Raw genomic sequence first — 23123 nt, 5'->3', positions numbered from 1 at the left:
AACGGCTTGGGCGCGCGCGCCGCTACTGGCCGGCGTCGGGGCGGCGCTGGCGCGCGCGGCGGCGGGCGTCGCGCGCGAGGTGCTCCGACGCGGCGCCGCGGGCCGCGCGGGCGGCGGCCTCGCCGGGGTCCTCGTCGGGCCAGTGGCCGTGCTCGTCGAAGAAGTCGCGGGCGTCGTCCTCGGCGTGGCGCGGGTTGTCGCGCTTCTCGCTGAAGACGATCTTCAGGAACCACGCGACGACGACGAACGCGGCGGCGACGGAGATCCAGTCCAGGACGCTCACAGCAGCTCCACCGGGTCGCCGAGGCGGATCTGCGCCGGGCCGAGCGGCCGCGCGTTGATCCCGAACGTCGAGTCGTGGTGGCGGACGAGGTGCTTGAGCAGGCCGCCCCACGTGTCGCCGGTGCCGGGCTCGCGCGTGACGATCGAGCAGCGCAGGCACGGATGGAGCAGCTCGAGCTCGGCGTCGCCGATGCGCAGGCGCCGCCCCTCCCAGCCGGTCTCCGCGAACGGCTCGACGTCCACGTCGAGGTGGATGTTCGTCCGGAAGCGCTCGAGGTCGACGGGCCGCTCCAGCTCGCGCTCGATCAGCGCGCGGGTCGGCTCCAGCGTCACGAGCACGCTGTTCGGCAGGTCCTGCTGACCCTGCTCGTCGGTCGTGAGCGCCACGTCCTGGCCGAGGTCGGCGCTGATCGTCTCCGCCAGCCCGGGCGCGTCCCACCGGTAGGTCGTGCCGTCCGGGGCGGTGACGAGCGGGAGCGGGACCGATCCGTTCACCGGCGCGTCGTACGTGGCCGACCAGCACAGGACCTTCGGCACGCCGCGCGCGGTGACGCGCTTGCCGCCCTTGCGCCACAGCGCGTGGGCGCGGTCGCCCGGGATGCCGCGCGCGTCGAGGTCGGCGACGTCGAGCGTCTCGCCCGCGAACGACTTGACGGGCCAGCGGTGGAGCTCTGCGACGGCGCCGATCGGCATGACGCAGTGAGCGTAGTGGCCCACCGCGTGGCCCTGGCCAGCGCGCCGCGTCCGTGCGACCGTGCGTGGCGATGTCCGTCTCCACCGATGCCGTCACCGCCGCCCTCGCGCGGTTCCCCGCCGTCCGCGGGCACCTCGACGCCGCCACCTCCGGCGTGCCGCCGCTCGATGCCGCCGCGGCCACGCGCGAGTCGGTCGCCGCGTGGGCGGAGGGCCGGATCGACGGGCCGGGCTACGACGCGTGGGTGGAGCGGGCGCGTGCGGCGTTCGCGCGGCTCGTCGGCGTGACGCCGGCCGACGTCGCGTGCGGCAACCAGGTGTCGGTGTTCGCCGGGCTGGTCGCGGCGGCCGTGCCGGAGGGCGGCGAGATCGTCGTGGCCGAGGGCGACTTCACGTCGGTCGTGTTCCCGATGCTCGTGGCCGAGCGCGCGCGGCGGGGCGTGCGGGTCCGCGCCGTGCCGCTCGCCGACGTCCCCGCCGCGATCTCGTCCGCGACCGCGCTCGTCGCCGTCAGCGCGGCGCAGTCGGCGGACGGCGCGCTCGTCGACCTCGACGCGCTGGCCGGCGCGGCCGCCCACCACGGCGCCGACGTCTTCCTCGACGCGACGCAGGCGTGCGGCTGGCTCCCGCTCGACGCGACGCGGTTCACCTACGTCGCGGTGGGCACGTACAAGTGGCTCCTCGCCCCACGCGGGACGGCCTTCCTGGCCGTGCGGCCGGAGGCGGTGGAGCGCCTGCCGCCGATCGATGCGGGCTGGTACGCGTCGGACACGCCGTGGTCGTCGGTCTACACGGGGACGCTCGACGTGTCGGCCACGGCCAAGCGCTACGACCTCTCGCCCGCCTGGCCGCTGTGGCCGGCGACCGCGATCTGCACCGAGCTGATCGCCGACCTCGGCGCGGAGGCGATCGGCACCTACGACCTCGCGCTCGCCAACCGCCTGCGCGACGGCCTCGGCCTGCCGTACGACGTCACGCCGTTCGTCGTGGTGGAGCGCGTCGACGCGGCGGAGCGCCTCGCCGCGGCGGGCGTCAAGGCGGCGGTGCGGGCAGGTCGGGTGCGGCTCGCCTGCCACCTCCCGGCGACGTCCGAGGACGTCGACCGCGCGGTCGCGGCGCTCACCTAACGCGCGCCGAGGCGGACGCGGGAGGCGGGGACGCGCTCCCACCGCGGCTCGCGCGTGCGCACGAGCGTGCAGGGGGTGACCGCCGGCTCTTCGCCGCCGCACGTGTCGAGGTAGGCGCCGCGCACCTGCCACGTCCCGTCGCCGGTGCCCGCGAAGCCGCTCAGGCCGCCGGGCGGGGCGGGGTCGGCGTCGTAGCCGACGCCGTGGCGGTAGCGGAACGCGGCGGTGTAGCCCTCCGGGCACGCGCGCTCGCAGCCGCGGTACCAGGTGAGGCGCGAGCCCGCCCACTCGACGCCCTCGTAGCGCTGCGCGCTCTCGCCGCCGAGCAGGTGCGCGACCTGCCGCGACTGGCGCGTCGCGAGCGTCACCCAGCGCACCTCGTGCTGGAAGTGCGCGCCCGCCCCGCCGACGCGGTACCTGACGTGCTGGGCGAGCTGCCCGTCGAGGAGGTCGAGCTGCTCGACGCGCCGCTCGCCGGTCGCGCAGGACGACCCGGGCGGCCGCCCGGCCAGGCAGCGCTGGGTCGGCACGCCCGGCAGCCGGGTGGAGGGCGTCGAGCGGGGCGCGGTCAGACGCTTGGTGTAGACGACGGACCCGCGCGCGAACGCGAGTCGCCCCTCGTCGAGCGTCGGCGCGTGCTCGTCTCCGTCGGACGTGTTCGCGTTGCGCACCGGCCGCGGCGCGGTGTCGCGGTCGATCGTGAGAACGAAGAGATCGCCGCCGACCGACGCCGCCACCGCCGCGCGCCCGTCGCCGTCGGTGCCGAGGTCGACGTCGAACGGCTCGCGCTGCGGCGCGAACGGCAGCGTCAGCGGCAGCCCGCCGACCTCCCGCAGCACGAGCCGGTAGCGCTGGGTCGCCGGGTCGAAGTCGCTGTACACCGCCGCGCCGCCGGTCGCGGTCACCGGCGACGGCTTCACCAGCTCCGCGACGGCGGTCTCCGGCGCCTGCGCCCCGGCCGCCGGCGCGCCTCCCAGGCACGCGATGGCGGCGAGGACACAGGCGACGGTCAGGCGATCTCCGGGACGGCGCATGTCCCTGGAACGAGCCCGCGGGCGTAGAGTCGCGCCATGAAGCCCGAGGTCGAAGCGCTCTTCAGCCGCCCGAACGTCGTCCACCTCGCCACCGTCCTGCCCGACGGCGCGCCGCACAGCGTCCCGGTCTGGTGCCGCGTCGAGGACGGCCGCATCGCGTTCTTCACCAACACCGGCAGCCGCAAGGCCCGCAACCTCGCGCGCGACCCGCGCGTGGCGCTGTCGGTCACCGACCGCGACAACCCGTACGCCGAGGGCTACGTCCGCGGGCGGGTGACGGAGACGCTCGACGGCGACGCGGCACAGGCGATCGTCGACCGCATCAGCCACGACTACACGGGCCGCCCGTTCACGGAGCCCGACATGACCGTCTACCTCGTCGAGGTCGAGCGCGAGACGGCGATCACGCTCCCGTTCGACGACACCCCACCGGCGTGAGCCGCGCCAGCACTCTGGTCGAGGTCGGGCTCGACGAGCTCTGCGAGCGCCTGGAATCCGCGCGGCATGACATTCGGATCGCCAGCCCGTTCATCTCGCGCGACGTCGCCGACCTCGTCGCCGACAGCGCTGCAGATGGCGGGGCGGGGAACCGCCGCCTGCTGACATCGCTCAGCCACGGCGCACTCGCATCGGGGTTCTTGTCGGTGGATGGACTGCGGTTGCTCGCTGGTCGTGACTTCGCGCTGCGGAGCCTGCTGAACCTCCACGCGAAGGTCGTGCTCATCGACGGGAACTGGGGCCTGGTGGGGTCCGGCAACCTGACGGCTGCGGGGCAGGACGGCGGGAACGCCGAATTGGGTGTTCTGCTCACCCGCGCGCAGGCTCGTGACGCGGAGCAGATCTTCGAGCGCTGGTGGGCGAGCGCCTACGACGTGGGACCGCGCGACCTTGCCTCTGCGGCGCGCACTGCAAAACGACTCGGGCCGCCGCGATCTCCCGTTCGGGGCGGATACGGCGGACGCCATCGACTGCCTCCGGGCAAGGCGCTTCGCCGACAAGCGGCGCGCAACGGGGACCTGCGCGGGCGTGGGCTGTGGCTCAAGCCGCTGCACAATCGACCGGAACGTGACGCTGCTGGATGGTGGCACACGGTCGATGAGATCACCGATCCGCACACGATCCGCGGCGGTCGCATGATCGGCCGACCGGGGTACCGCGATGGTGACCTGCTGCTGTTCTACATCTCCGGCACCCTGAAGTGCCCGGCGATCGTGCAGGTGACCGGGACACCGCGCGACGACCTCGACAAGGCGCTGCGGGCAGCGGATGAGGAAGACCGCCGCCGCGGCTGGTTCACGACTGTGGAGCCCGTGGTGGGATGCGACATCGCCGTCGCACCGGACATCGACACGATCGGGATCCCGCGCGGACTGGTCCAGCGCCGGCCTCGGCTCACGCTGAGCACCGTGGTGTTCGACCGCGCGCGGAGGGAGCTCGAGAAGGTGGCCGCGGCCTAGGAACGGCGAAGGCCCGCCGGAGCGGGCCTTCGTGAATCCGGTACTGCGGGTGGCGTAGCCGCTGGCTACATCATCCCCGACATGTCGGGCATGCCGCCGCCGGCACCGCCGCCGTCCTTCTCCGGCACCTCGGCCACGATGGCCTCGGTCGTGAGGATGTTCTTGGCGATCGACGCCGCGTTCTGGAGCGCGGAGCGGGTCACCATGGCGGGGTCGATGACGCCCGCGGCGACGAGGTCGACGATCTCGTTCGTCGCGGCGTTGAGGCCGTGGCCGGCCTCCGCCTTGCGGACGTCGTTCACGACGACCGAGCCCTCGAGGCCGGCGTTGTGGGCGATTTGGCGCAGGGGCTCCTCGACCGCGCGGAGCACGATCTGGGCGCCGGTGCGCTCGTCACCCTCGTACGCGTCGGCCGAGACGTCCTTGGCCGACTGCAGCAGCGCGACGCCGCCGCCGGGCACGATGCCCTCCTCGAGCGCCGCGCGGGTCGCCTGCAGGGCGTCCTCCACGCGGTGCTTCTTCTCCTTCATCTCCGTCTCGGTGGCCGCGCCGACCTTCACGACGGCGACGCCGCCGGAGAGCTTGGCGAGGCGCTCCTGGAGCTTCTCCCGATCGAAGTCCGAGTCGGTGTTCTCGACCTCGTTCTTGATCTGGTTGATGCGGCCCTTGATGGCCTCGGTGTCACCGGCGCCGTCGACGATCGTCGTGTTGTCCTTCGCGACGACGACGCGGCGGGCGCGACCGAGCTGCGAGAGCTGCGTGTTCTCGAGCTTGAGGCCCATCTCCTCGGTGATGACCTCGCCGCCCGTGAGGATCGCGATGTCCTCGAGCATGCGCTTGCGGCGGTCGCCGAAGCCCGGGGCCTTGACGGCGACGCCGGTGAAGGTGCCGCGGAGCTTGTTCACGACGAGCGTCGCGAGGGCCTCGCCCTCGACGTCCTCGGCGATGATCAGCAGCGACTTGCCGGACTGGATGACGCCCTCGAGGACGGGGAGCACGTCACGGACGGAACCGATCTTCTGGTTCGCGATGAGGATGTACGGATCCTCGAGGACGGCCTCCATGCGGTCCTGGTCCGTGACCATGTAGGGGTTGATGTACCCCTTGTCGAACTGCATGCCCTCGGTGAACTCGAGGTCCATCGCGAGGGTCTGGCCCTCCTCGACGTTGACCACGCCGTCCTTGCCGACCTTCTCGATGGCGTCGGCGATCAGGTCGCCGATCTCCTCGTCGCCGGCCGAGATCGTCGCGACGCGCGCGATCTGATCCTTGCCGCCGACCTCCTTGGAGAGGCCACGGATGTTGTCGACGATCTGGTCGACGGCCTTCTCGATGCCGCGCTTGAGCGCGAGCGGGTTGGCGCCGGCCGTGACGTTCTTCAGGCCGTCGCGCACGATCGCCTGGGCGAGGACCGTCGCGGTCGTCGTGCCGTCGCCGGCGACGTCGTTGGTCGCGGTCGCGACCTCGCGGACGAGCTGGGCGCCCTGGTTCTCGAAGACGTCCTCGACCTCGATCTCACGGGCGATGGTGACGCCGTCGTTCGTGATCGTCGGAGCGCCGAACTTCTTGTCGAGGACGACGTAGCGGCCCTTCGGGCCGAGCGTGACCTTGACGGCGTTGGCGACCGCGTCGACGCCGGCCTCGAGGGCCTTGCGCGCGTCGGAGTCGTACTTCAGTTCCTTGTGAGCCATGTGGTTCTTGGTTCCTCTGGTCTCTCGAAGAAGGGGGTGCTAGATGACCTTGGCCAGGACGTCCGACTCGCGCAGCACGAGCAGGTCCTCGCCCTCGACCTTGATCTCGGTGCCGCCGTACTTGGAGTACAGGACGGTGTCGCCCTCGGCGACGTCGAGCGGAATGCGCTTCTCGCCCTCGTCGTCGAAGCGGCCATCACCGACGGCCACGACCTCGCCGCGCTGGGGCTTCTCCTTCGCGGTGTCGGGGAGGACGATGCCGCTCGCGGTCGTCTCCTCCTCCTCGATGGCCCGCACGATCAGACGATCGCCAAGGGGCTTGAGCTTCATGCGCTCTTGACCTCCGAAGTTGGTTCGATTTGGCACTCGACAGCGGAGAGTGCCAACCACGCTTGCGGAGAGCAGGGTAGCGGCTGAGCCGCGTGCGTCAAGCCGCCGTTGGCACTCTGGTTACATGAGTGCCAATGGAGCAGATCTCGAAGGCCGCGGTGCGGCGGTTGGCGGTCGTCGCGCAGGGGTTCGCGACGCGGGCGCGGCGAGCGCGGGCGGATGACGTCGAGTCCGTGGTGGACCGGCTGGGCGCGGTGCAGCTGGACTCGATCTCGGCGGTGGACCGCTCCCACCGGCTGGTGATCGCGGCGCGCGCCGGCGCGATGCCGCAGGACGACGTCTTCGGCCTGCTGCGCGAGGGGCGGCTGTTCGAGTACTGGTCGCACGAGGCGTGCCTGCTGCCGGTCGCCGACTACCGGCTGTCGCGCTGGCGGATGCGGTCCGGCGGGCACTGGGGCTCGCACGCGCGGGCGCTGCGGGAGCATCCGGAGGTCGTCGACTTCGTCCTCGGGACGATCCGCGAGCGCGGCCCCGTGGCGTCGCGCGACTTCGACGGGCGCGGGGCGAACGACATGGGCGGGATGTGGAACTGGAAGCCCGCCAAGGCGGTCCTCGACGCGCTGTGGGACCGCGGCGACCTGGCGATCGCGGGGCGGCGGAGCGGGTTCCAGCGGCTCTACGACCTGACCGAGCGCGTCATCCCGGCGGAGTTCCTCGAGGCGCCGGAGCCGGACGAGGAGGAGCTCCTGCGCGCGTTGGCGCTGCGGGCGGTCGGCGCGCGCGGCGTGCTCACGGTGAGCGGGATCGTGGAGCACCACCGGCTCCCCGGCGGGACGAAGCGCGTGGCGCCGCACGTGGACGCGCTGGTGCGTGAGGGCGCGCTGCGGCGCTGGCAGGTCGACGACGGCGGCGCTGACGTCTTCACGCTGCCCGACGCGGACCCGGACGCCGGCTCGCTCCCCAGCGGCGTGCTCCTCTCGCCGTTCGACAACCTGCTGTGGGACCGCGCGTTCGCCGAGCGCCTCTTCGGCTTCAAGCACGTGATGGAGATCTACAAGCCCGCGCCCCAGCGCGTCTACGGCTACTACGTGCTGCCGTTCCTCCGCGGAGATCGGTTGGTCGGCCGCGCCGACCTCAAGGCCGACCGCGCGAACGGCACGTTGCGCGTGCTCGCCTTCCACCGCGAGCCGAAGGTCCGCGCGTCCGCGGCCCTCGACGACGCGCTCGACCGCGCGCTGCAGCGCCTCGCCTGGACGCTCGCGCTCCCGGAGGTGGAGCGGACGGCCTGACGCGCGAACCTCGCGGGAACCTGCCCGCGCCTGCAGGAGCCGGCGGTGTGTGCGAGGGTCGCACGGTGGTGCTCCGCGTCCTGGTGGCTGCTGTCCTCGCGCTCGCGGTGCTCCCGTCGACTGCCGCTGCCGCCACGTGCGACGACTACTCCACGCAGGCCGAGGCGCAGGCGGCGGCCGACACGCGTGACGCGGACGGCGACGGCATCTACTGCGAGTCGCTTCCGTGTCCCTGCTCGTCCGCCGCGGGCGGCGGGTCGGGTGGGAGCGACGACGCGGAGGCGGAGGAGGAGCGCCGGCGGCGTGCCGAGGCGGAGGCGCGCGAACGGCGGCGGGCCGCCGAACGGCGTCGGCGGGCCGCGGCGCGGAGGCGAGCCGCGGCGCGGAGGCGGGCGGCCGAACGGCGCGAGCGCCTGGCACGCGAGCGCGTCGAACGCGGTGCGTGGCGGATCACCGACGTGGTCGACGGGGACACGATCAAGGTCCGGCGAACCGACGGCAGCGCGCGTGAGACCGTCCGTCTCGTCGGCGTCGCCGCTCCCGACCTCGACGGGCCGGACCGCTCCTCGGCGTGCGGCGGCCCGGAGGCGGCGAGCTTCCTTCACGGGCTTTCGTTCACGGCGCCTGCGGATACGAACGGCGACGGGCTCTTCGACGATCCCGGCGGAACCGGCGCGCTGGTCGAGCTGACGACCGACCAGCGGCTCGAGCCGCGCGACGAGCTCGGGCGGGTGCTCGCCTACGTGCGTGCCGTGGACGACCTGCCCCCGGCTGCCACCGGCCCGTACGACCTCGGCCGAACCCTCCTCCTCGCCGGCTTCGTCATGATCGACGGTGAGGGCTTCACCCGGCAGGCGTCGTACGAGGACGCCGCGTCCGACGCGGCGGTGGCGGCGCGCGGCTCGTGGGCTACCTGTCCGGGGTTCGGTCGGTAGCCGCGCAGAACTGCCACATCAGGCGAACGACTCTGCCTCATGATCTCCTCCAAGCGGTCGCCGGCGGCGGCGCGTGCTCGGGCCCGGCGACGTCGCGCACGTTCCCGCGGGAACGCCACACGGCGGCCGCGCGCTGCACGAGGAGGCCGCGGCCGGCGCACGCTGATCTTCTCGCCGACCGGGGTGGAGGCGCTCTTCGCGTCCGCCGGCACCGCGACGCGGTCCGCGGCTGACTGGCTCGCCGTCCTCGCGATGAGTTTCCGAGGCGGTACCGGTCCCGTGCACATGACCATCGTCATCACCGCCTGGGAGCGCTCGCCGGACGGCGGGCTCGGCCTGGCGCGCGACACGCGCGTCCGCTGGGCCCTAGAGGAGGTCGGCCAGCCGTACGAGGTGCGCCTGCTGTCGGCCCGGGAGAAGCAGGAGCCCGAGCACCTGCGCCTCCACCCGTTCGGGCTGATCCCGACCTACGAGGAGGGTGACCTCGCGCTGTTCGAGTCCGGCGCGATCATCCTCCACATCGCCGAGCGGAACGCGGGCCTGCTCCCGGCCGACCCCAACGCGCGGGCGCGGGCGATCAGCTGGATGTTCGCGGCGGTCAACACGGTCGAGCCGCCGATCCTCGAGCTCGTCACGGCGAAGATCCTGGAGGGCGACAGGCCCTGGGCCGAGGAGCGCCTGCCGCTGGTCAAGGACCGCATCCGCGAGCGCCTCGACCGGCTCTCCGCGCGTCTGGGCGACGCCGAGTGGCTCGACGGCGCCTTCAGTGCGGGCGACCTGCTCATGGTCTCCGTGCTGCTCAGGCTCCGGCCGTCGGGCCTGCTGGACGAGCTCCCAGCCCTGGCGGCCTACGTCGCCCGCGGGGAGGCGCGCCCGGCGTACGAACGCGCCTTCGCCGCCCAGTGGGCGATCAACGGGGGACCCTCACGGGCGGTGTGAGACGTCGTGCACGTTCCCGCGGGAACGCCCCACACGCGGCGGCGCGCTGAGCGAAGAGGGCACGGCTGCCGCGCGCCGATCGTCTCACCGGTTCGGCGCTGAACCTGCACGCTTCCCGGACACACCCGGCGTACGGTCCGCGGCGTGGAGCGATGGTGGGCGGAGGTGCGGGTGCTGGGCGCGATCGGCGGGGTGGTGTGCCTCGGGATCGGGTGGTGGGCGAGCCTGTTCGCGCTGCTGATCGGCGCGATGTCGATGCATCGCCCCGACCCGACCATCCCCGACGGCGACCCGTGCTGCAGCCACCCGGACACGTGGGGCGAGGTCGCGAGCGGCAGCGCGGCAGCGGTGGCGGCCGGGCTGGCCGCCGCGGCGATCGCGGGCTGGGGCGCGCGGCTCCTGTGGTCGGCCGCGATCGGCCGCACCCCGGACGTGTTCGAGCGGCACGGCATCACTCGCCGCGCGGCGCTCGTCATCCTCCTCGGCGTCCCCGCGCTCGCGGCCCCGTGGACCGTCGTGCGGGCGCTGTGGTGGGGCTAGTTCTGCGCCCCGCCGATACCGAGCCGGCGCTCGGTGAACTCGGGCGGGTTCTCGATGATCTGGGAGAACCGCACGACCGTGACCGTGTCCTCGTCGGACACCTCGCGGCCGTAGATCTGCTCGAGGAAGTGCTTCATCTCCTCGTGGCGGCGGAACTCGGGGTTGTCGTGCTCGATGTCGCGCGGCGAGAGCTCGCGGAAGCGCTTGACCTCGACCTGGTCGATCACCGCTTCGAAGATCTTCTCCCGCGGGGAGTGCTGGTAGCCGATCGTGACGAGCACCGCCTGGTTCTTGCGGTACTTGTTCGACTTGTCGCCGAGGCGGATCGTGGCGGTCTTGCGGCCACGCTTGAGCTGGTCGGCGAAGATGCGGGAGTAGAAGTTCAGGACCTGCACTAGCGCCGGAAGGCTACAGCCCGTTCGATCATCTCGCGCTCTCCCTCGTAGGTGAGCGCGCCAGCAGCCTCCGAAAGCGGCATCCAACGGGCCACTTCCACCTCGTGGTCGTGGTCGTCGACGGCGCCGGATTCGTAGTCGAAGAGGAAGAACGTGACGACCTTGGGGATGGGCCGGCCGTCGCGCTGGTACCAGTAGCGGACCTCCCCCAGCTCTCCCACCGGGCGCGCCACCACGCCAGCCTCCTCGCGGACCTCGCGCGTCGCGGCCTGCTCGGGCGTCTCGCCCGGGTCGACGTGGCCCTTCGGCAGCGCGAGCACCTTCCGCCCGTCCGCGGCACGCCGCGTCGGCACGATCACGATCACCTCGGAGCCGCCGCGGACGACGACGCCGCCGGCGGAGATCTCCTCAGTAGACGTAGCGCTGGAGCGCGGCGGGGTCATGGACGGTCAGCTTGCCACGCCCCTGCGTGACGATCCCGGCCCGCTCGAGCACGGCGAGGAACCGCGAGGCCGACTCGCGCGAGGAGCCCGCCAGCTGCGCCAGCTCCGCCTGCGTGGCGGTGACGAGGACGTCGCGCTCGGCGCCGCCCTCCCTGCGCTGCTGGTCGATGAGCGAGATGAGGACCGATGCGACGCGGCTCTGCACGGTCTGGAACGACTGGCGCGCGAGCCGCTCGTTCGCCGCCCGCAGGCGCCGGCCGAGCGCGGTGACGAGCTTGACCGCGATGTCCGGGTGCTCGCGCAGGAGCCGGCGCATGTCGTGGCCGAGGATCGCGAGCGCGTGGAGGTCGTCGAGCGCCTCCACGGTCGCCGAGCGCTTCTCGTCGTCGAACATCGCCAGCTCGCCGAAGATGTCGCCCGGGCCGAACCGCGCGAGCGCGATCGTGCGCCCGTCCCCGTGCTCGCGCAGCGCCCGCGCGTGACCGCTGGAGACGACGTAGCACGTGTCGCTCTCGTCGCCCTCGCGGAAGATCACCTGGCCGGGCGTGAAGCGGCGGGGGACGGCGACGTGCGCGACCTGCGCGAGGTCCTGCGGGCCCAGCGTCTCGAAGACGGGAACCCGCTCGAGGAGCGCAACGACGTCCTGACCCACTGTCGCCATAGACGGCAGAGGCTACCCCAGCGCGGCCTCTCTCCTACGCCGCCGTGTCAGCCGGACGGTTCCTGCGAGCGCCGCGACGACCAACGCGAGGGGGAGCAGGACGGCCGCCGCGACGAGCGCCGCGCCCGCGACCCACTGCAGGATGCCGCCGGCGTCGTCGAGCGCGTCGGCGGGCGTCCACGCGCCGCCCTCGGCCCGCTTCGAGGTCACGGTGAGGTCGATCCGGGCGCGGTTGCCGCGCGCGGCGTAGCGGCGGACGAGCGTCTCCGCGTGGGCGATCTCGCGGCGGGCGGAGCGCAGGCGCCGCTCGATGCTGGCGCGCTCGCGGTCGGTGTCGGCGCGCTCGAGCGCCTTCAGGAGCGCCGCGCGCCGGTCGCGGGCGTCGGTCAGCCGATCTCGCGCGGAGACGGCGGCCGCGGTGATGTCGTCGGTGGTCGAGGAGCGGCTGGTCACGTCGCCGAGCCGCGACAGCCCGGCGAGCGTCTCGTCGAGGCGGGAGGTCGGGACGCGCAGGTCGTACGTCGCGGTGCCGCTGCCGCCGTCCTCGGCGACGTTGGACGAGGCGACGATCGTCCCGGTGCGGTCGGCGACGCGCAGCACGCCGGCGGTGGTGTCGGCGAACTCGTCCTCGGGCGTGGTGAGCGCCATCGTGGTGGAGCGCTCGACCACGCGCCGCTCGCCCGGCGCGACCCCGGACTGCTCCGGCGCCGGTGCCGCGGGGGCGACGGCGCTGTCCTCCGTGATGCCCGCCGCGCCGCTCTCCGTGGTCGAGGCCGCCGCGCCGCCGCCCGACGCGTCGAACACCTCACCGCTGCCGCTCGACCCGGACTCGTCCGTGTCGCCGCCGCCGACGACCGCCGCGATGGCGCCGAAGGACACGAGCACGCCGATCAGCACGACGGCGACCAGTCCGCCGGCGGGCTGGAGCAGCCACGGCACGCGCCGGGGCTTGACGTGCTTGGAGGGAGCGGTCGCGGGCGTGGCCGCGCGGCGGGGCCGCTCCTTGGCGAACCCCGCGTCGACCCGCGCGTCCAGGCGGGCCAGGAAGTCGTCGTCCGGCACCGGCGCCGTGGCGCGGATGCTGTCCTCGAGCAGCTCAGGCATCGCAGGCCTCCCGCAGCTTGGTCATGGCGCGGTGGAGCCGGGTCCCCGCGTTCGATTCGGAGACGCCGAGGAGCTTGGCCACCTCGGCGTTGGTCAGGCCGCCGTGGTACTTCAGGGCGACGATCTCGCGGTCGCGGGGCTCCAGCCCCGCCAGCGCGGCGCGCACGGTCGCGCGCTCTGCCGCCAGGTCGGGGTCGTGCCCGGGCGCGGCGGCGTCGAGCGGCTCCTCCACCAGCGCGGCCCCGCGCCTGCGCCGCCGCAGCTCGTCGAGCGCGGCGTTGCGCGCGATCCCGAACACCCACGCCCGCGCGCTCCCGCGCCGGGCGTCGAACTTCGCGCGCTTGCGGTACGCGCGCTCGTAGGCCGCGGCGACGACGTCCTCCGCCGCTGCCCGGTCGCCGACGATCGTCGCCACGTACGCGTACACGTCCCGCACCGTCTCCCGGTACAGGTCGGCGAACGATCCGGCGACAGCGGCGGTTGAAGGTTCTTCGACAGCCACGCTCACACGACAACTACGCTTCGGCCCGCGTGTTCATCACACACGTGCGCATCTTCTCCCTCGCAGCCCTCGCCGCGCTCCTCTTCGCCGTGCCCGCCCAGGCGCAGTCGAAGGACAAGGAGCGCACCTTCGACAAGTCCCCGCACCTGTGGGCGACGGTCAACATCTGCGACACCGAGCAGAGCCCGGACACGATCGGCGTCCGCGCCTCGATGCCGGGCACCGGCAAGCGCAACGAGCGGATGTACATGCGCTTCCGCGTCCAGTACCTGTCCGAGCAGACCGGTGAGTGGACCGAGTTCTCCGACGACGAGGGCACGGCCTCCACGTGGGTGAGCGTCGGCCGTGCGACGTTCAAGGCGCGCCAGTCGGGCTGGTCGTTCCGCTTCACGCTCGAGCCCGGCCAGCAGTACGAGCTGCGCGCGATCGTGAGCTTCCAGTGGCGGCGCGGCGGCAAGGTCGTCCGCAGGCTGGCCGAGCGGACCACGAAGGGCCACAAGACGGCGCTCGCCGAGCCGAAGGACTACTCGGCCGCGAGCTGCGTCATCAAGGGATGAAAGAGCCGGGGGTCGTTCGTGATGACCCCCGTCACGCCCATCCGCTCGAGCTTGGCGATCCGGTCGCCGTCGTCGACCGTCCACACGTAGAGCTCGCCGCCCACCCCGAGCACGGCGCGCACCAGCGCCGGGGTCACCAGGTAGTGGTTGGCCATCAGCGCCTCGCAGCGCCCGGAGCGGATCGCCGTCGCGGCCCGGCGCGGCAGCACGCGGCGCACGACCTGCAGCGCCGCGAACGCGGGGCCCATCATGAGCTTGGACTCCAGCGGGTTGCGGCGCAGCTTGGGGACCGACCAGCCGAGCCGGATCTCCGGCGCGACCGCCCGCACGCGCGCGAGCGACTCGGGCTCCATCGTCGACACCAGCACGCGCTCGGTCGCGTCCCGCGCGCGCAGCTCGGCCACCACGCGCTCCTCGTAGCCGGGGAGCTTGAGGTCGACATCCAGCTCGAGGCCCGTCGCGCACAGGTGGTCGAGCCCCTCGGCGAGCGTCAGCGCGGTGCCCGCCGCCTGCCGCGCGCGCAGGTCGACGTAGTCGTGGGCGAGCCACAGCTCCCCCGTCCCGTCGGTGTTGTCGGGCAGGACGTCGAACTCGATCATGTCGACGCCGGCCTCCACCGCCGCGTCGAAGCTCGCGGGGGTGTTGCCGGGGGCGATGAGGCCCGCGCCCTTGTGGCCGACGCGCCGCACGCTCACCGCTGGCACCCCGGGCACCAGAACGTCGTGCGGTTGTCGTCCCACTGGCCGCGCTGCTGGATCTCCGCCTCGCCGCAGCGCGGGCACACGTGGCCCCGCTTGCCGTAGATCGTGCGGTAGGCGTCCTGCATCCCGTGCATCGCTGACTCCTGCATCAACGGCCGGATGGAGCGGACGATGCGGAGCGCCTCCTCGTCGGTCACGTCGCTGACACGGCGCCACGGGTCGATGCCGGCGAGGAAGCAGCCCTCGCACTTCCAGAGGTTGCCGATGCCGGCGAGCGTCCGCTGGTCGAGGATCGCGTCGCCGATCGGGCGCGTCGGGTCGTCCTGGCGCAGGCGGCGCAGGAACACGTCCTCGTCGAAGTCGTCCTTGATGATGTCCGGCCCGAGCCCCGCGATCCGCTGGTCGAAGCGGGTGCGCGAGTCGGTCATCAGCTCCAGCACCGGCCCGTCGAACTGCACGACCTCGCCGTTCCCATGCCGGGCCACCAGCCATGCGCGGCGTGGCGCGCGGCCCCAGCGGTCGCCCTGCGTGTACGTGCCCCAGGCGCCGGTCATCCGCAGGTGGGAGTGGATCGTCAGCCCGCCCTCGAAGCGGAGGAACAGGTGCTTGCCGTGCGCGTCGACGCTGCGGACCGCCTGGCCGGCGAGCTTCTCGGGCCACCGGTCGGCGCGGAAGCGCGGGTGCGGCGTGCGCAGCTCGTCGGGCACGTGGCCCTCGAGGATCGGCCGGATGCGGTTCGCGGCGTAGTGGATCGTGTCGCCCTCCGGCACTCACCGCTCCTCGACCGTCTTGGCGAACATGTCGTGGTCCTCCCACCGGCCGCCGATGTGGAGGTACCGCAGCGCGGTCCCCTCCTGGCGGAAGCCGTTCTTCTCCAGCACGCGGCGGGAGCCGGCGTTGCGCGGGATCACGTTCGCCTGGACGCGGTGCAGGCCGATCTCCCAGGCGTGCTCGACGGTCTCGCGGACGGCGGCGGTCGCCAGGCCGCGGCCGTTGTGCTCGGCGTCGATCGCGTAGCCGAGGTAGCAGGACTGGAAGGCGCCGCGGAAGATCTGGCTGAGCGCCGCGTACCCGACGATCGTGCCGTCGACGACGACGCCGAAGACCTCGCGCGTGCCGGCCGCGCGCTCCTGCTCGAGCGTCTCGAGCGCCTGCCGCTGGGCTCCGAGGGTGAACCAGCTGTCGTCGCGCAGCGGCTCGCCGGTGAGGAAGTGCTCGCGGTTGCGCACGCGCAGGTCGAGCATCGCCTGGGCGTCGGTGGGGAGGAGGGGGCGCAGGTGCATCGCCCGGACGAGGCTACGCCGAGGGGCGGCCCGAGATGAGCGACGCGACGAGCTCGGAGTCGTGCTCGTAGGTCATGAGCGCCGCGGCGGCGGGCAGCTCGAGCCAGCGCAGCTCGTCGACCTCGTCGTTGGGGACGAAGCCGAGGTCCTCGCGGACGTCCATCAGCCAGTAGCGGACGCGCTTGGGGCGGCCCTTGGCGTCGACGTAGTGGACCTCCTCCAGCTCCTGGCGCAGGCGGCAGCGCAGGCCGGTCTCCTCGAGCACCTCGCGCAGCGCGGCCTGCTCGAACGACTCGCGGCGGTCGAGCTTGCCCTTGGGGAGCGACCAGTCGTCGTACTTGGGCCGGTGCACGACGCAGATCTCCACGCCGCCCCCCGCGCGCGGCCGCATGACCGCCCCGCCGGCGGCCCTGACCTGACGCCTGCCTCTGCCCAGCACGGGCGGGCAGGGTAGAGGAGCCGTCCTACTGTCCGTGGGAGTGCCCGTGCAACGTGTGACCGCCGATCAGGTCGTGCCGCTGCGGCACGCCGTCCTGCGCCCGGGACAGCCGGTCGCCAACGCCGTCTACCCGACCGATCACGATGCCGTGACGTTCCACGCGGGCGCCGTGACCGAGGGCGGCGAGCTCGTCGGCGTCGCGACCGTCGCGCCCGAGCCGCACCCGTCCGACCCGCGCACCGGCGACTGGCGGCTGCGCGGCATGGCGACGGACCCGCGGGTGCGCGGGCAGGGCTTCGGCGCGGTCGCGCTGCGCGCGTGCCTGGCGCACGTCCGCGGCGAGGGCGGCGCGCGCGTGTGGTGCAACGCCCGGGCCGCCGCGCGCGGGTTCTACGAGCACGAGGGCTTCACGGTCGAGAGCGACGAGTTCGAGATCGACGGCATCGGCCCGCACTACGTCATGTCGATCAGCGTCTAGGGTTCGCGGCGATGGCCGGGACCGACGAGACGTTCCTCCTCATCGATGGGGAGAACATCGATGCGACGCTGGGCGGCAGCCTGCTCGGCCGCCGGCCCGCGCCGGAGGAACGGCCGCGGTGGGAGCGCGTCCGCGACTACGTCCGGCGCGAGTGGGAGCAGCCGGTGCGCGGCCTGTTCTTCCTCAACGGCTCGACGAACGTGCCGATGGGCTTCGTCCAGGCGATCACCGCGATGGAGTACCGCCCGGTGCTGCTCTCCGGCCCGTCGGACGTCAAGGTCGTCGACGTCGCCATCCAGCGCACGCTCGACGCGCTGGTGGAGCGCGGGCAGGGCGGCGACGTGCTGCTCGCGTCGCACGACGGGGACTTCGCGCCGCACCTGGCGCCGCTGGTGGCGCAGGGGCGCCGGGTCGGCCTGCTCGGCTTCCGCGAGCTGATGTCGATGCAGCTCACCGAGCTGGGCGTGGAGCTGTTCGACCTCGAGGACGACGTCGGCGCCTTCCAGGTCGCCCTCCCGCGGGTCCGCGTCATCCCGATCGACGCGTTCGACCCCTGGACGCTGCTGGACTAGACGGCCTGGGCCTCCGCGTCCGCCGCGGCGCGCGCGGCGAGGACGTCGGGGAGGTGCTGCTCGGACCACTGGCGGATCGCCGTCAGCGGCTCGATCAGCGTGCGGCCGAGCGGCGTCAGCTCGTACTCGACGCGCGGCGGGATCTCGGGGTACGCGGTGCGGCTGACCAGGCCGTCGCGCTCCAGCGCGCGGAGCGTCTCGGTGAGGACCTTCGGCGCAGGGGAGCCGATCTTCGCGCGCAGCTCGCCGAACCGCAGCGTCTCGTGCTTGAGCGCCGCGATCACGAGCACGGTCCAGCGGTCGCCGATGCGGCGCAGGATGACGCGGCTGGGGCAGTTCGGCGCGAAGATGTCGCCGAACTCGATCGTTTCCTCAGGCGTGGCCATAGGTACCTCGTGGTTACTGGCTTCCGTTGAAGTAGCCGGTAACCCAAAGATACCGTCGCCTCCATGAACGTGATCCTCACCGGCGGCACCGGCTACATCGGCGCCGCCGTCCTCCGCCAGCTCGTCGCCCGCGGCCACGCCGTGACCGCGCTCGTCCGCTCCGACGCGTCCGCCGCGGCGGTGGTCGAGGCGGGCGCCACCGCGACGCTCCGCACGCTCGACACCGCCGCGCTGGCCGACACCGACGCACTGATCCACACCGCCTCGCCGGGCGACGAGACATCCGCCGCGCTCGACACCGCCGTCGTCGACGCCGTCGAGGCCGCGCGCGTGCCGGTCTTCGTCCACACCGGCGGGGTGTGGGCCTACGGCTCCGGCGACGCGATCACCGAGGACTCGCCCCGCAACGCGCCGGCGATCGTCGCCTGGCGGACGGCGGTGGAGGACCGTGCGCTGGCGCTCGCCGGGGCCCGCACCGTGGTCGTCGAGCCGGGCGTCGTCCACGGCGACGGCCGCGGCATCGTGACGCTGCTCGCCGACGGCCTGGTCGGCGACGGCACGCAGCACTGGACGCTCGTCCACCGCGACGACGTCGCCGACCTCTACGTCCGCGCGCTGGAGGACCCGGCCGCCCGCGGCCGCTACCTCGCGGTCGCCGAGTCGCGCCAGGTCCGCGAGATCGCTCCGGCGGACGCGGTCGCGGAGACCGCCGACGACGCCCGCGCCCGGCTCGGCGCGGCGTTCGCCGACGCGCTCCTGCTCGACCAGCGCGTCGCCTCCACGAAGGCCCGCGACGAGCTCGGCTGGGCGCCCGCCGCGACCCTCCTCACGCCGTCAGCGTGAGCTTCTTCGGGCCGAGGCGGAAGCCGAGGTCCACGAGGAGCGGCTCCAGCGGCGAGCCCACGACCGGCTCGCCGTTGGCGCGCTCCACGTCCAGCTTCTTGAGCCTGCCCGCGCGGACGAAGGCCGCGAGGGCCTCGAAGGCGGGCTGGAGGCGCGGGTCGTCGTCGTCCACGAGCGTCGTCAGGCCGCGGCCGCCGCGCTCGACGTAGATCGCGGGCTCTGCGCCCGCGAGGACGACGTACGCGCCGGAGACGCGCTGGGGGCGGCGCTTCTCGTCGTCGCGCGCGGGCCACTTGAGCGCCGCGCCGTAGGGCTGCGCGGGGTCGGTGGCGGCGAGGACGACCGGCGGCTGCTCGTCCGCCGCGCGCTGCGAGCGCAGCCGCTCCACCGCCCCCGGGAGCGCGAACTGCGCCCCGCCGAGGCCCTCGACGAAGTAGCCGCGGCGCGCGACGCCGAGCGTCTCCAGCGACCCCAGCGCGTCGTAGAGGATCGAGAAGCCGCCCGTGATGCCCTCCGCCAGCACCTGCTCGCGGGTGACGACGCCGTAGCGCTCCAGCAGCAGCTCCGCCCAGGCCCGCCGGCGCGCGCCCGGATCCCCGCCGACCTCGGGGAAGAGCGACGACGTCAAGGACCACCGGCCCTGCAGCGGGCCGGCGCTCCCGCTCCGCCGCGACGCGAACCGGCGACGCGAGGAGCGCGTGGGCGTGCGGTTCTTGGCCAGCGTCAGCTTCGGCGCGCGCAGCGGCGCGAACGCGTCGTTTGTGACCTCGCCCGCCCAGACGAGATCCCACAGCGCCTCCTGGATGACCTCGGGCGCCGCCTCGAACTCCGCCAGCAGGTCGGTGAAGAAGCAGGGCGCCAGCGCGAGCCGCTCCCGCAGTCGCTCGTGCTCAGGGTCGGACGGGCGCTCGGGTGGGTGGGTTCGAATACCGGGCGGGCCGAGCAGCGCCGCGTCCTCGCGGAAGTACAGCGCCACGCGCCCGTTGTTGCGGCCCAGCGCGCCCGCGCCGACCCACACCACCTCGCCGGCCGCGCACAGCTGGTCCAGCCAGGTCGTCGAGTACGCGCCGGTGCGGCGCGGGAGCACGTCGCGCTCCCACACGTCGGCGGGCAGCGCGAGCCCCTGGAGCGGCACGAGGATCTCGCGCAGGCGGTCGACGCCCGCGCCCGTCGGCGGGTGCCGGTCGACGCCCTGCCACGAGGGGAGGAACGCGGCCAGCGCGTCCTGGTCGACTGCCTCGACCTCCTTGCGCAGCACCGCCAGCGAGGCGCGCCGGACGCGGCGTAGGACGTCGCTGTCGCACCACTCTCGCTCGGTGCCGCCGGGCCGCAGCTCGCCGCGCACGAGGTCGCCCTCGCGCTCCAGCACGCCGAGCGCCGTCCCGACGTCCACCCGGTAGCGGGCCTTCAGCTCGTCGGTGGTGAACGGGCCGTGCGTCCGCGCGTAGCGGCGGACGAGCTTGACCAGCGCGTTCTCGACGTCCGCGACGAACGGCTCGGGCAGCCCCGACGGCGGCACCGCGCCGACCGCGTCGCGGTACAAGCCAGCGTCGTCGGCGGCGATCCACCGCTCCTCGCCCGCCACCCGGAGCTTCACCGCCCGCCGCTCGCGCTCCAGCTCGGCGAGCATCGTCGCGGCGTCGAGCGACGGCAGCACGCGGGCCTGCGCCTCCTCGGGCGACAGGTCGCCGACGCGCCGCAGCACGTCCGCCAGCGCGTCGCGGTTCTCGGCCCGCGTCCGGTCGCTGCGGTGCTGCAGGCCCGCCTCGACCTGCTCCAGCGCGTCGGGGTCGATCAGCTCGCGCAGCTCCTCCTGCCCGAGCAGCTCGCGAAGGAGGTCGCGGTCGAGGGAGAGGGCCGCCGCGCGCCGTTCGGCGTTCGGCGTGTCGCCCTCGTACATGTACGTCGCGACGTAGTCGAAGAGCAGCGACGAGGCGAACGGCGAGGCGGTCGGCGTCTCGACCTCCACCAGCGACAGCTCGCGGGAGTGCAGCGCGCGCAGCAGCTCCTCGAGCCCGGGCAGGTCGAGCACGTCGCGCAGGCACTCGCGGTACGTCTCGAGGATCACCGGGAAGTCGCCGTAGCGCTTGGCGATCTCCAGCAGCGACTGGGCCTTCAGGCGCTGCTGCCACAGCGGCGTGCGCTTGCCGGGGTAGGCGCGGGGGATGAGGAGCGAGCGCGACGCGTTCTCGCGGAAGCGGGCGCCGAACAGCGCGCTGCCGCCCAGCTCGCCGACGACCAGGTCCTCCAGCTCGTCGGGCTCGATCAGCACGAGGTCCGCGCCGGGCGCCTCGTCGGCGTCGGGGAGGTGGACGATGATGCCGTCGTCGGACCAGATCGCGTCGGACTCCAGGCCGTACTCGTCGCGGATGCGGGCGCTCAGCGCGAGCGACCAGGCGGAGTGGATGCGCCCGCCGAACGGCGACAGGATGCACAGCCGCCAGTCGCCGATCTCGTCGCGGAAGCGCTCGATGACGATCGCGCGGTCCGACGGCACGACGCGCGTGGCCTCCTGCTGCTCGCGCAGGAAGTCGAGGAGGTTCTTGGCCGCGAGCGCGTCGAGGTCGTAGCGCTCCTCCAGCACGTCGGCGGTCTGCTCGACCGCCCAGCGGGAGAACTCGCCGATCGCGCGGCCCAGCTCCTTCGGCCGGCCGACCGAGTCGCCGCGCCAGAACGGCACAGCGCCGGGCGCGCCCGGTGCGGGGGTGACGATGACGCGGTCGCGCCCGATCTCCTCGATGCGCCAGGTGGAGGCGCCGAGGAGGAACGTCTGGCCCGCGCGCGCCTCGTAGACCATCTCCTCGTCCAGCTCGCCGACCTTGCGGCCGTCGGGGAGGGTGACCATGAACAGGCCGCGGTCGGGGATCGTGCCGGCGTTGGTGATCGCCAGCGCGCGCGAGCCCTTGCGGGTGCGGATCGTCCCGCCCACGCGGTCCCACACGATGCGCGGGCGCAGCTCGGCGAACTCCTGCGACGGGTAGCGGCCGTCGAGCATGTCGAGCACGTTCTCGAACAGCGCGCGCGGCAGCTCGCCGTACGAGTAGGTGCGCGTGACCATCGCGTAGACGTCGTCGACGTTCACGGGCGCCTCGTCCTCGGTCGACGCGGTGATGGCGACGACGTGCTGGGCGAGGACGTCGAGCGCGTTGCGCGGGACGACGGTCGGCTCGATCGCGCCCTCGCGCATGAGCTTGGTGACGACCGCGCACTCCAGGAGGTCGGCGCGGAACTTGGGGAAGATGCGGCCCTTCGACGTCGCGCCGACGCCGTGGCCGGCGCGGCCGATGCGCTGCAGGCCACGGGCGACGGACTTGGGCGACTCGACCTGCAGCACGAGGTCCACGGCGCCCATGTCGATGCCCAGCTCGAGGGAGGAGGTCGCCACGAGGCACGGCAGCTCGCCGGCCTTGAGCATCTCCTCGATGACCGTCCGCTCCTCGCGCGCGAGCGACCCGTGGTGCGCCCGCGCGATGTCCTCCTCGGCCAGCTCGTTGAGGCGGATCGCGAGCCGCTCGGCGCCGCGGCGGTTGTTCACGAAGACGATCGTGGAGCGGTGCTCGCGGACCAGCTCGAGGATCTTCGGGTAGATCGCGGGCCAGATCGACCGGCGCGTCGCCTCGCCGCCCTGGAGCGCGTCCAGCTCCGGGCGGGTGGGGTCCGAATCATCGTCCGGCTCGACCATGGACTCGACGGGGACCTGGATCTTCAGGTCGAGGTCCTTGCGCACGCCCGCATCGACGATCTGCGCGGTGCGCTTGGGCCCGACCATGAACCGCGCGACCTCCTCCAGCGGGTTCTGCGTGGCGGAGAGCCCGATGCGCTGGAAGTCCCGGTCGTCCTCCTGGAGGGCGGAGAGCCGCTCGAGGGTGAGCGCCAGGTGCGCGCCGCGCTTCGTGCCCGCGACCGCGTGGATCTCGTCCACGATCACGGCCTCGACGTGCGTGAGGATCTCGCGCGCCTGCGAGGTCAGCATCAGGTAGAGCGACTCGGGCGTCGTGATGAGGATGTCCGGCGGGTTGCGCCGCATGTCCATCCGCTCCTTCTGCGGCGTGTCGCCGGTGCGGATGGCCACCTTCAGCTCGGCGCCGATGCCGCGCAGCGGTGCGCGCAGGTTGCGCTCGACGTCGTAGGACAGCGCCTTCAGCGGCGACACGTACACGAGCCGCGTCTTCTTCGCGGGCGCGGGCTCCCGGCTCAGCTTGTCGAGCCCCCACAGGAACGCCGCCAGCGTCTTGCCGGAGCCGGTCGGGGCGGAGATGAGCACGTGCTCGCCGCCCGCGATCGCGGGCCACGCCTGCTCCTGCGCGGGCGTCGGGCCGGCGAAGGCGCCTTCGAACCAGTCGCGGACGTGCGGGCTGAAGGCGGACAGCGGCATGTGACCGAGGGTACGCGCGATCGGCCCGGCCGGATCGCGCCATCCGGACGGAACCGGTCCGCTTTCC

27 protein-coding genes are annotated in these 23123 nt (G+C 73.5%); 11 read left to right on the top strand and 16 right to left on the bottom strand.

From position 1 onward, the window contains the following. Positions 1-22: 22 nt before the first annotated feature. Together AC1UE5_RS15185 and AC1UE5_RS15180 are read right to left on the bottom strand one after the other, a co-directional pair. Complete coding sequence (locus AC1UE5_RS15185; RefSeq protein ID WP_482924923.1) at positions 23-283, bottom strand: hypothetical protein; 261 nt, start codon at positions 281-283, stop codon at positions 23-25. Further along, entirely contained in the window at positions 280-975 is a 696-nt protein-coding gene (locus tag AC1UE5_RS15180; RefSeq protein WP_482924921.1) for an MOSC domain-containing protein, read from the bottom strand. The genes AC1UE5_RS15185 and AC1UE5_RS15180 overlap by 4 nt, the downstream gene beginning before the upstream one ends. A 71-nt stretch (positions 976-1046) precedes the next feature. On the opposite strand from AC1UE5_RS15180, the gene AC1UE5_RS15175 reads away from it, so the two are divergent. After that, positions 1047-2102, top strand: coding sequence for an aminotransferase class V-fold PLP-dependent enzyme (locus AC1UE5_RS15175; RefSeq protein WP_482924919.1), 1056 nt, complete (start codon positions 1047-1049; stop codon positions 2100-2102). Here AC1UE5_RS15175 and AC1UE5_RS15170 read toward each other — a convergent pair. Continuing rightward, on the bottom strand, positions 2099-3136 hold the full coding sequence (locus AC1UE5_RS15170) for a hypothetical protein (RefSeq protein ID WP_482924917.1): 1038 nt from the start codon (positions 3134-3136) through the stop codon (positions 2099-2101). The two genes, AC1UE5_RS15175 and AC1UE5_RS15170, sit on opposite strands and share 4 nt — an antisense overlap. 36 nt (positions 3137-3172) lie before the next feature. Between AC1UE5_RS15170 and AC1UE5_RS15165 the strand changes: the two genes are divergently transcribed. Continuing rightward, the gene (locus tag AC1UE5_RS15165; RefSeq protein WP_482924915.1) at positions 3173-3574 is read left to right on the top strand and encodes a PPOX class F420-dependent oxidoreductase; all 402 of its coding nucleotides are present in this window, start codon (positions 3173-3175) and stop codon (positions 3572-3574) included. Continuing rightward, on the top strand, positions 3571-4593 hold the full coding sequence (locus AC1UE5_RS15160; RefSeq protein ID WP_482924913.1) for a phospholipase D-like domain-containing protein: 1023 nt from the start codon (positions 3571-3573) through the stop codon (positions 4591-4593). Before AC1UE5_RS15165 ends, AC1UE5_RS15160 begins: the two co-directional genes overlap by 4 nt. 65 nt (positions 4594-4658) lie before the next feature. On the opposite strand, the gene groL is transcribed toward AC1UE5_RS15160, so the two are convergent. Continuing rightward, positions 4659-6284, bottom strand: coding sequence for a chaperonin GroEL (groL, locus tag AC1UE5_RS15155; RefSeq protein WP_482924911.1), 1626 nt, complete (start codon positions 6282-6284; stop codon positions 4659-4661). Between the two features lie 39 nt (positions 6285-6323). Further along, positions 6324-6614, bottom strand: coding sequence for a co-chaperone GroES (gene groES, locus AC1UE5_RS15150; protein WP_482924909.1), 291 nt, complete (start codon positions 6612-6614; stop codon positions 6324-6326). Positions 6615-6748: 134 nt separating this feature from the next. Here groES and AC1UE5_RS15145 point away from each other — a divergent pair, with 134 nt between their 5' ends. The 4 genes from AC1UE5_RS15145 to AC1UE5_RS15130 all read left to right on the top strand — a co-directional run bounded on the left by AC1UE5_RS15145 (position 6749) and on the right by AC1UE5_RS15130 (position 10317). Next, positions 6749-7903 carry a winged helix-turn-helix domain-containing protein gene (locus AC1UE5_RS15145; RefSeq protein ID WP_482924906.1) on the top strand — a complete coding sequence of 385 codons (1155 nt, stop codon included), beginning with the start codon at positions 6749-6751 and terminating at the stop codon, positions 7901-7903. A gap of 68 nt (positions 7904-7971) precedes the next feature. Continuing rightward, positions 7972-8838 (top strand): thermonuclease family protein, encoded by an 867-nt coding sequence (locus tag AC1UE5_RS15140; protein WP_482924904.1) that lies wholly within the window; start codon positions 7972-7974, stop codon positions 8836-8838. Between the two features lie 285 nt (positions 8839-9123). Then, positions 9124-9777 carry a glutathione S-transferase family protein gene (locus AC1UE5_RS15135; protein ID WP_482924902.1) on the top strand — a complete coding sequence of 218 codons (654 nt, stop codon included), beginning with the start codon at positions 9124-9126 and terminating at the stop codon, positions 9775-9777. 144 nt (positions 9778-9921) lie between these two features. Beyond that, positions 9922-10317: a hypothetical protein gene (locus AC1UE5_RS15130; RefSeq protein WP_482924900.1), complete on the top strand. Its 396-nt coding sequence runs from the start codon at positions 9922-9924 to the stop codon at positions 10315-10317. Here the strand turns inward: AC1UE5_RS15130 and AC1UE5_RS15125 are convergent. From AC1UE5_RS15125 to AC1UE5_RS15105, 5 genes are read right to left on the bottom strand one after another with little or no spacing between them, the layout of a single operon-like run. Further along, positions 10314-10712, bottom strand: a complete 399-nt coding sequence (locus AC1UE5_RS15125; protein ID WP_482924898.1) for an ASCH domain-containing protein — start codon at positions 10710-10712, stop codon at positions 10314-10316. The genes AC1UE5_RS15130 and AC1UE5_RS15125 overlap by 4 nt on opposite strands. Continuing rightward, on the bottom strand, positions 10712-11155 hold the full coding sequence (locus AC1UE5_RS15120) for an NUDIX hydrolase (RefSeq protein ID WP_482924896.1): 444 nt from the start codon (positions 11153-11155) through the stop codon (positions 10712-10714). Before AC1UE5_RS15120 ends, AC1UE5_RS15125 begins: the two co-directional genes overlap by 1 nt. Continuing rightward, a complete protein-coding gene (locus AC1UE5_RS15115; protein WP_482924894.1) occupies positions 11121-11816 on the bottom strand; it encodes a Crp/Fnr family transcriptional regulator in 696 nt (231 codons plus the stop codon). The genes AC1UE5_RS15120 and AC1UE5_RS15115 overlap by 35 nt, the downstream gene beginning before the upstream one ends. A gap of 12 nt (positions 11817-11828) precedes the next feature. Continuing rightward, entirely contained in the window at positions 11829-12920 is a 1092-nt protein-coding gene (locus tag AC1UE5_RS15110; RefSeq protein WP_482924892.1) for a DUF4349 domain-containing protein, read from the bottom strand. After that, positions 12913-13422, bottom strand: coding sequence for an RNA polymerase sigma factor (locus AC1UE5_RS15105; RefSeq protein WP_482924890.1), 510 nt, complete (start codon positions 13420-13422; stop codon positions 12913-12915). The genes AC1UE5_RS15110 and AC1UE5_RS15105 overlap by 8 nt, the downstream gene beginning before the upstream one ends. Positions 13423-13451: 29 nt before the next feature. On the opposite strand from AC1UE5_RS15105, the gene AC1UE5_RS15100 reads away from it, so the two are divergent. Further along, a complete protein-coding gene (locus AC1UE5_RS15100) occupies positions 13452-13979 on the top strand; it encodes a hypothetical protein (protein WP_482924888.1) in 528 nt (175 codons plus the stop codon). On the opposite strand, the gene AC1UE5_RS15095 is transcribed toward AC1UE5_RS15100, so the two are convergent. Genes AC1UE5_RS15095 through AC1UE5_RS15080 form a run of 4 tightly spaced genes read right to left on the bottom strand, consistent with a single transcriptional unit; the run spans position 13946 to position 16402 of the window. Continuing rightward, positions 13946-14674: a glycerophosphodiester phosphodiesterase gene (locus AC1UE5_RS15095; RefSeq protein WP_482924886.1), complete on the bottom strand. Its 729-nt coding sequence runs from the start codon at positions 14672-14674 to the stop codon at positions 13946-13948. The two genes, AC1UE5_RS15100 and AC1UE5_RS15095, sit on opposite strands and share 34 nt — an antisense overlap. Next, positions 14671-15450 carry an Fpg/Nei family DNA glycosylase gene (locus AC1UE5_RS15090; RefSeq protein ID WP_482924884.1) on the bottom strand — a complete coding sequence of 260 codons (780 nt, stop codon included), beginning with the start codon at positions 15448-15450 and terminating at the stop codon, positions 14671-14673. Before AC1UE5_RS15090 ends, AC1UE5_RS15095 begins: the two co-directional genes overlap by 4 nt. Further along, positions 15451-15963 carry a GNAT family N-acetyltransferase gene (locus AC1UE5_RS15085; protein ID WP_482924882.1) on the bottom strand — a complete coding sequence of 171 codons (513 nt, stop codon included), beginning with the start codon at positions 15961-15963 and terminating at the stop codon, positions 15451-15453. A 13-nt stretch (positions 15964-15976) separates the two neighbouring features. Beyond that, complete coding sequence (locus tag AC1UE5_RS15080) at positions 15977-16402, bottom strand: NUDIX hydrolase (protein WP_482924880.1); 426 nt, start codon at positions 16400-16402, stop codon at positions 15977-15979. A gap of 40 nt (positions 16403-16442) precedes the next feature. Between AC1UE5_RS15080 and AC1UE5_RS15075 the strand changes: the two genes are divergently transcribed. Next, positions 16443-16880 carry a GNAT family N-acetyltransferase gene (locus tag AC1UE5_RS15075; RefSeq protein WP_482924878.1) on the top strand — a complete coding sequence of 146 codons (438 nt, stop codon included), beginning with the start codon at positions 16443-16445 and terminating at the stop codon, positions 16878-16880. A gap of 11 nt (positions 16881-16891) precedes the next feature. Beyond that, positions 16892-17452 (top strand): NYN domain-containing protein, encoded by a 561-nt coding sequence (locus AC1UE5_RS15070; protein WP_482924876.1) that lies wholly within the window; start codon positions 16892-16894, stop codon positions 17450-17452. On the opposite strand, the gene AC1UE5_RS15065 is transcribed toward AC1UE5_RS15070, so the two are convergent. Then, on the bottom strand, positions 17449-17838 hold the full coding sequence (locus AC1UE5_RS15065) for a winged helix-turn-helix transcriptional regulator (RefSeq protein WP_482924874.1): 390 nt from the start codon (positions 17836-17838) through the stop codon (positions 17449-17451). The genes AC1UE5_RS15070 and AC1UE5_RS15065 overlap by 4 nt on opposite strands. A 63-nt stretch (positions 17839-17901) precedes the next feature. On the opposite strand from AC1UE5_RS15065, the gene AC1UE5_RS15060 reads away from it, so the two are divergent. Next, the gene (locus AC1UE5_RS15060) at positions 17902-18681 is read left to right on the top strand and encodes an NAD(P)H-binding protein (protein WP_482924872.1); all 780 of its coding nucleotides are present in this window, start codon (positions 17902-17904) and stop codon (positions 18679-18681) included. On the opposite strand, the gene AC1UE5_RS15055 is transcribed toward AC1UE5_RS15060, so the two are convergent. After that, positions 18665-23056 (bottom strand): DEAD/DEAH box helicase, encoded by a 4392-nt coding sequence (locus AC1UE5_RS15055; protein ID WP_482924869.1) that lies wholly within the window; start codon positions 23054-23056, stop codon positions 18665-18667. The two genes, AC1UE5_RS15060 and AC1UE5_RS15055, sit on opposite strands and share 17 nt — an antisense overlap. Positions 23057-23123: the final 67 nt, after the last annotated feature.

Source organism: Parviterribacter multiflagellatus (genome assembly GCF_056863265.1).
Note: the sequence above shows the minus strand (reverse complement) of the source record. Positions and strands in the feature narration are given on the sequence as shown.

What these genes read in the sequence shown, in the direction of transcription:
- AC1UE5_RS15180 (WP_482924921.1), bottom strand. Translation starts at nt 975, where the DNA reads ATGCCGATCGGCGCCGTCGCAGAGCTCCACCGCTGGCCCGTCAAGTCG.
- AC1UE5_RS15145 (WP_482924906.1), top strand. Translation starts at nt 6,749, where the DNA reads ATGGAGCAGATCTCGAAGGCCGCGGTGCGGCGGTTGGCGGTCGTCGCG.
- AC1UE5_RS15085 (WP_482924882.1), bottom strand. Translation starts at nt 15,963, where the DNA reads ATGCACCTGCGCCCCCTCCTCCCCACCGACGCCCAGGCGATGCTCGAC.
- AC1UE5_RS15175 (WP_482924919.1), top strand. Translation starts at nt 1,047, where the DNA reads ATGTCCGTCTCCACCGATGCCGTCACCGCCGCCCTCGCGCGGTTCCCC.
- groES (WP_482924909.1), bottom strand. Translation starts at nt 6,614, where the DNA reads ATGAAGCTCAAGCCCCTTGGCGATCGTCTGATCGTGCGGGCCATCGAG.
- groL (WP_482924911.1), bottom strand. Translation starts at nt 6,284, where the DNA reads ATGGCTCACAAGGAACTGAAGTACGACTCCGACGCGCGCAAGGCCCTC.
- AC1UE5_RS15070 (WP_482924876.1), top strand. Translation starts at nt 16,892, where the DNA reads ATGGCCGGGACCGACGAGACGTTCCTCCTCATCGATGGGGAGAACATC.
- AC1UE5_RS15115 (WP_482924894.1), bottom strand. Translation starts at nt 11,816, where the DNA reads ATGGCGACAGTGGGTCAGGACGTCGTTGCGCTCCTCGAGCGGGTTCCC.
- AC1UE5_RS15055 (WP_482924869.1), bottom strand. Translation starts at nt 23,056, where the DNA reads ATGCCGCTGTCCGCCTTCAGCCCGCACGTCCGCGACTGGTTCGAAGGC.
- AC1UE5_RS15135 (WP_482924902.1), top strand. Translation starts at nt 9,124, where the DNA reads ATGACCATCGTCATCACCGCCTGGGAGCGCTCGCCGGACGGCGGGCTC.
- AC1UE5_RS15060 (WP_482924872.1), top strand. Translation starts at nt 17,902, where the DNA reads ATGAACGTGATCCTCACCGGCGGCACCGGCTACATCGGCGCCGCCGTC.
- AC1UE5_RS15110 (WP_482924892.1), bottom strand. Translation starts at nt 12,920, where the DNA reads ATGCCTGAGCTGCTCGAGGACAGCATCCGCGCCACGGCGCCGGTGCCG.
- AC1UE5_RS15065 (WP_482924874.1), bottom strand. Translation starts at nt 17,838, where the DNA reads ATGGCCACGCCTGAGGAAACGATCGAGTTCGGCGACATCTTCGCGCCG.
- AC1UE5_RS15170 (WP_482924917.1), bottom strand. Translation starts at nt 3,136, where the DNA reads ATGCGCCGTCCCGGAGATCGCCTGACCGTCGCCTGTGTCCTCGCCGCC.
- AC1UE5_RS15165 (WP_482924915.1), top strand. Translation starts at nt 3,173, where the DNA reads ATGAAGCCCGAGGTCGAAGCGCTCTTCAGCCGCCCGAACGTCGTCCAC.
- AC1UE5_RS15120 (WP_482924896.1), bottom strand. Translation starts at nt 11,155, where the DNA reads ATGACCCCGCCGCGCTCCAGCGCTACGTCTACTGAGGAGATCTCCGCC.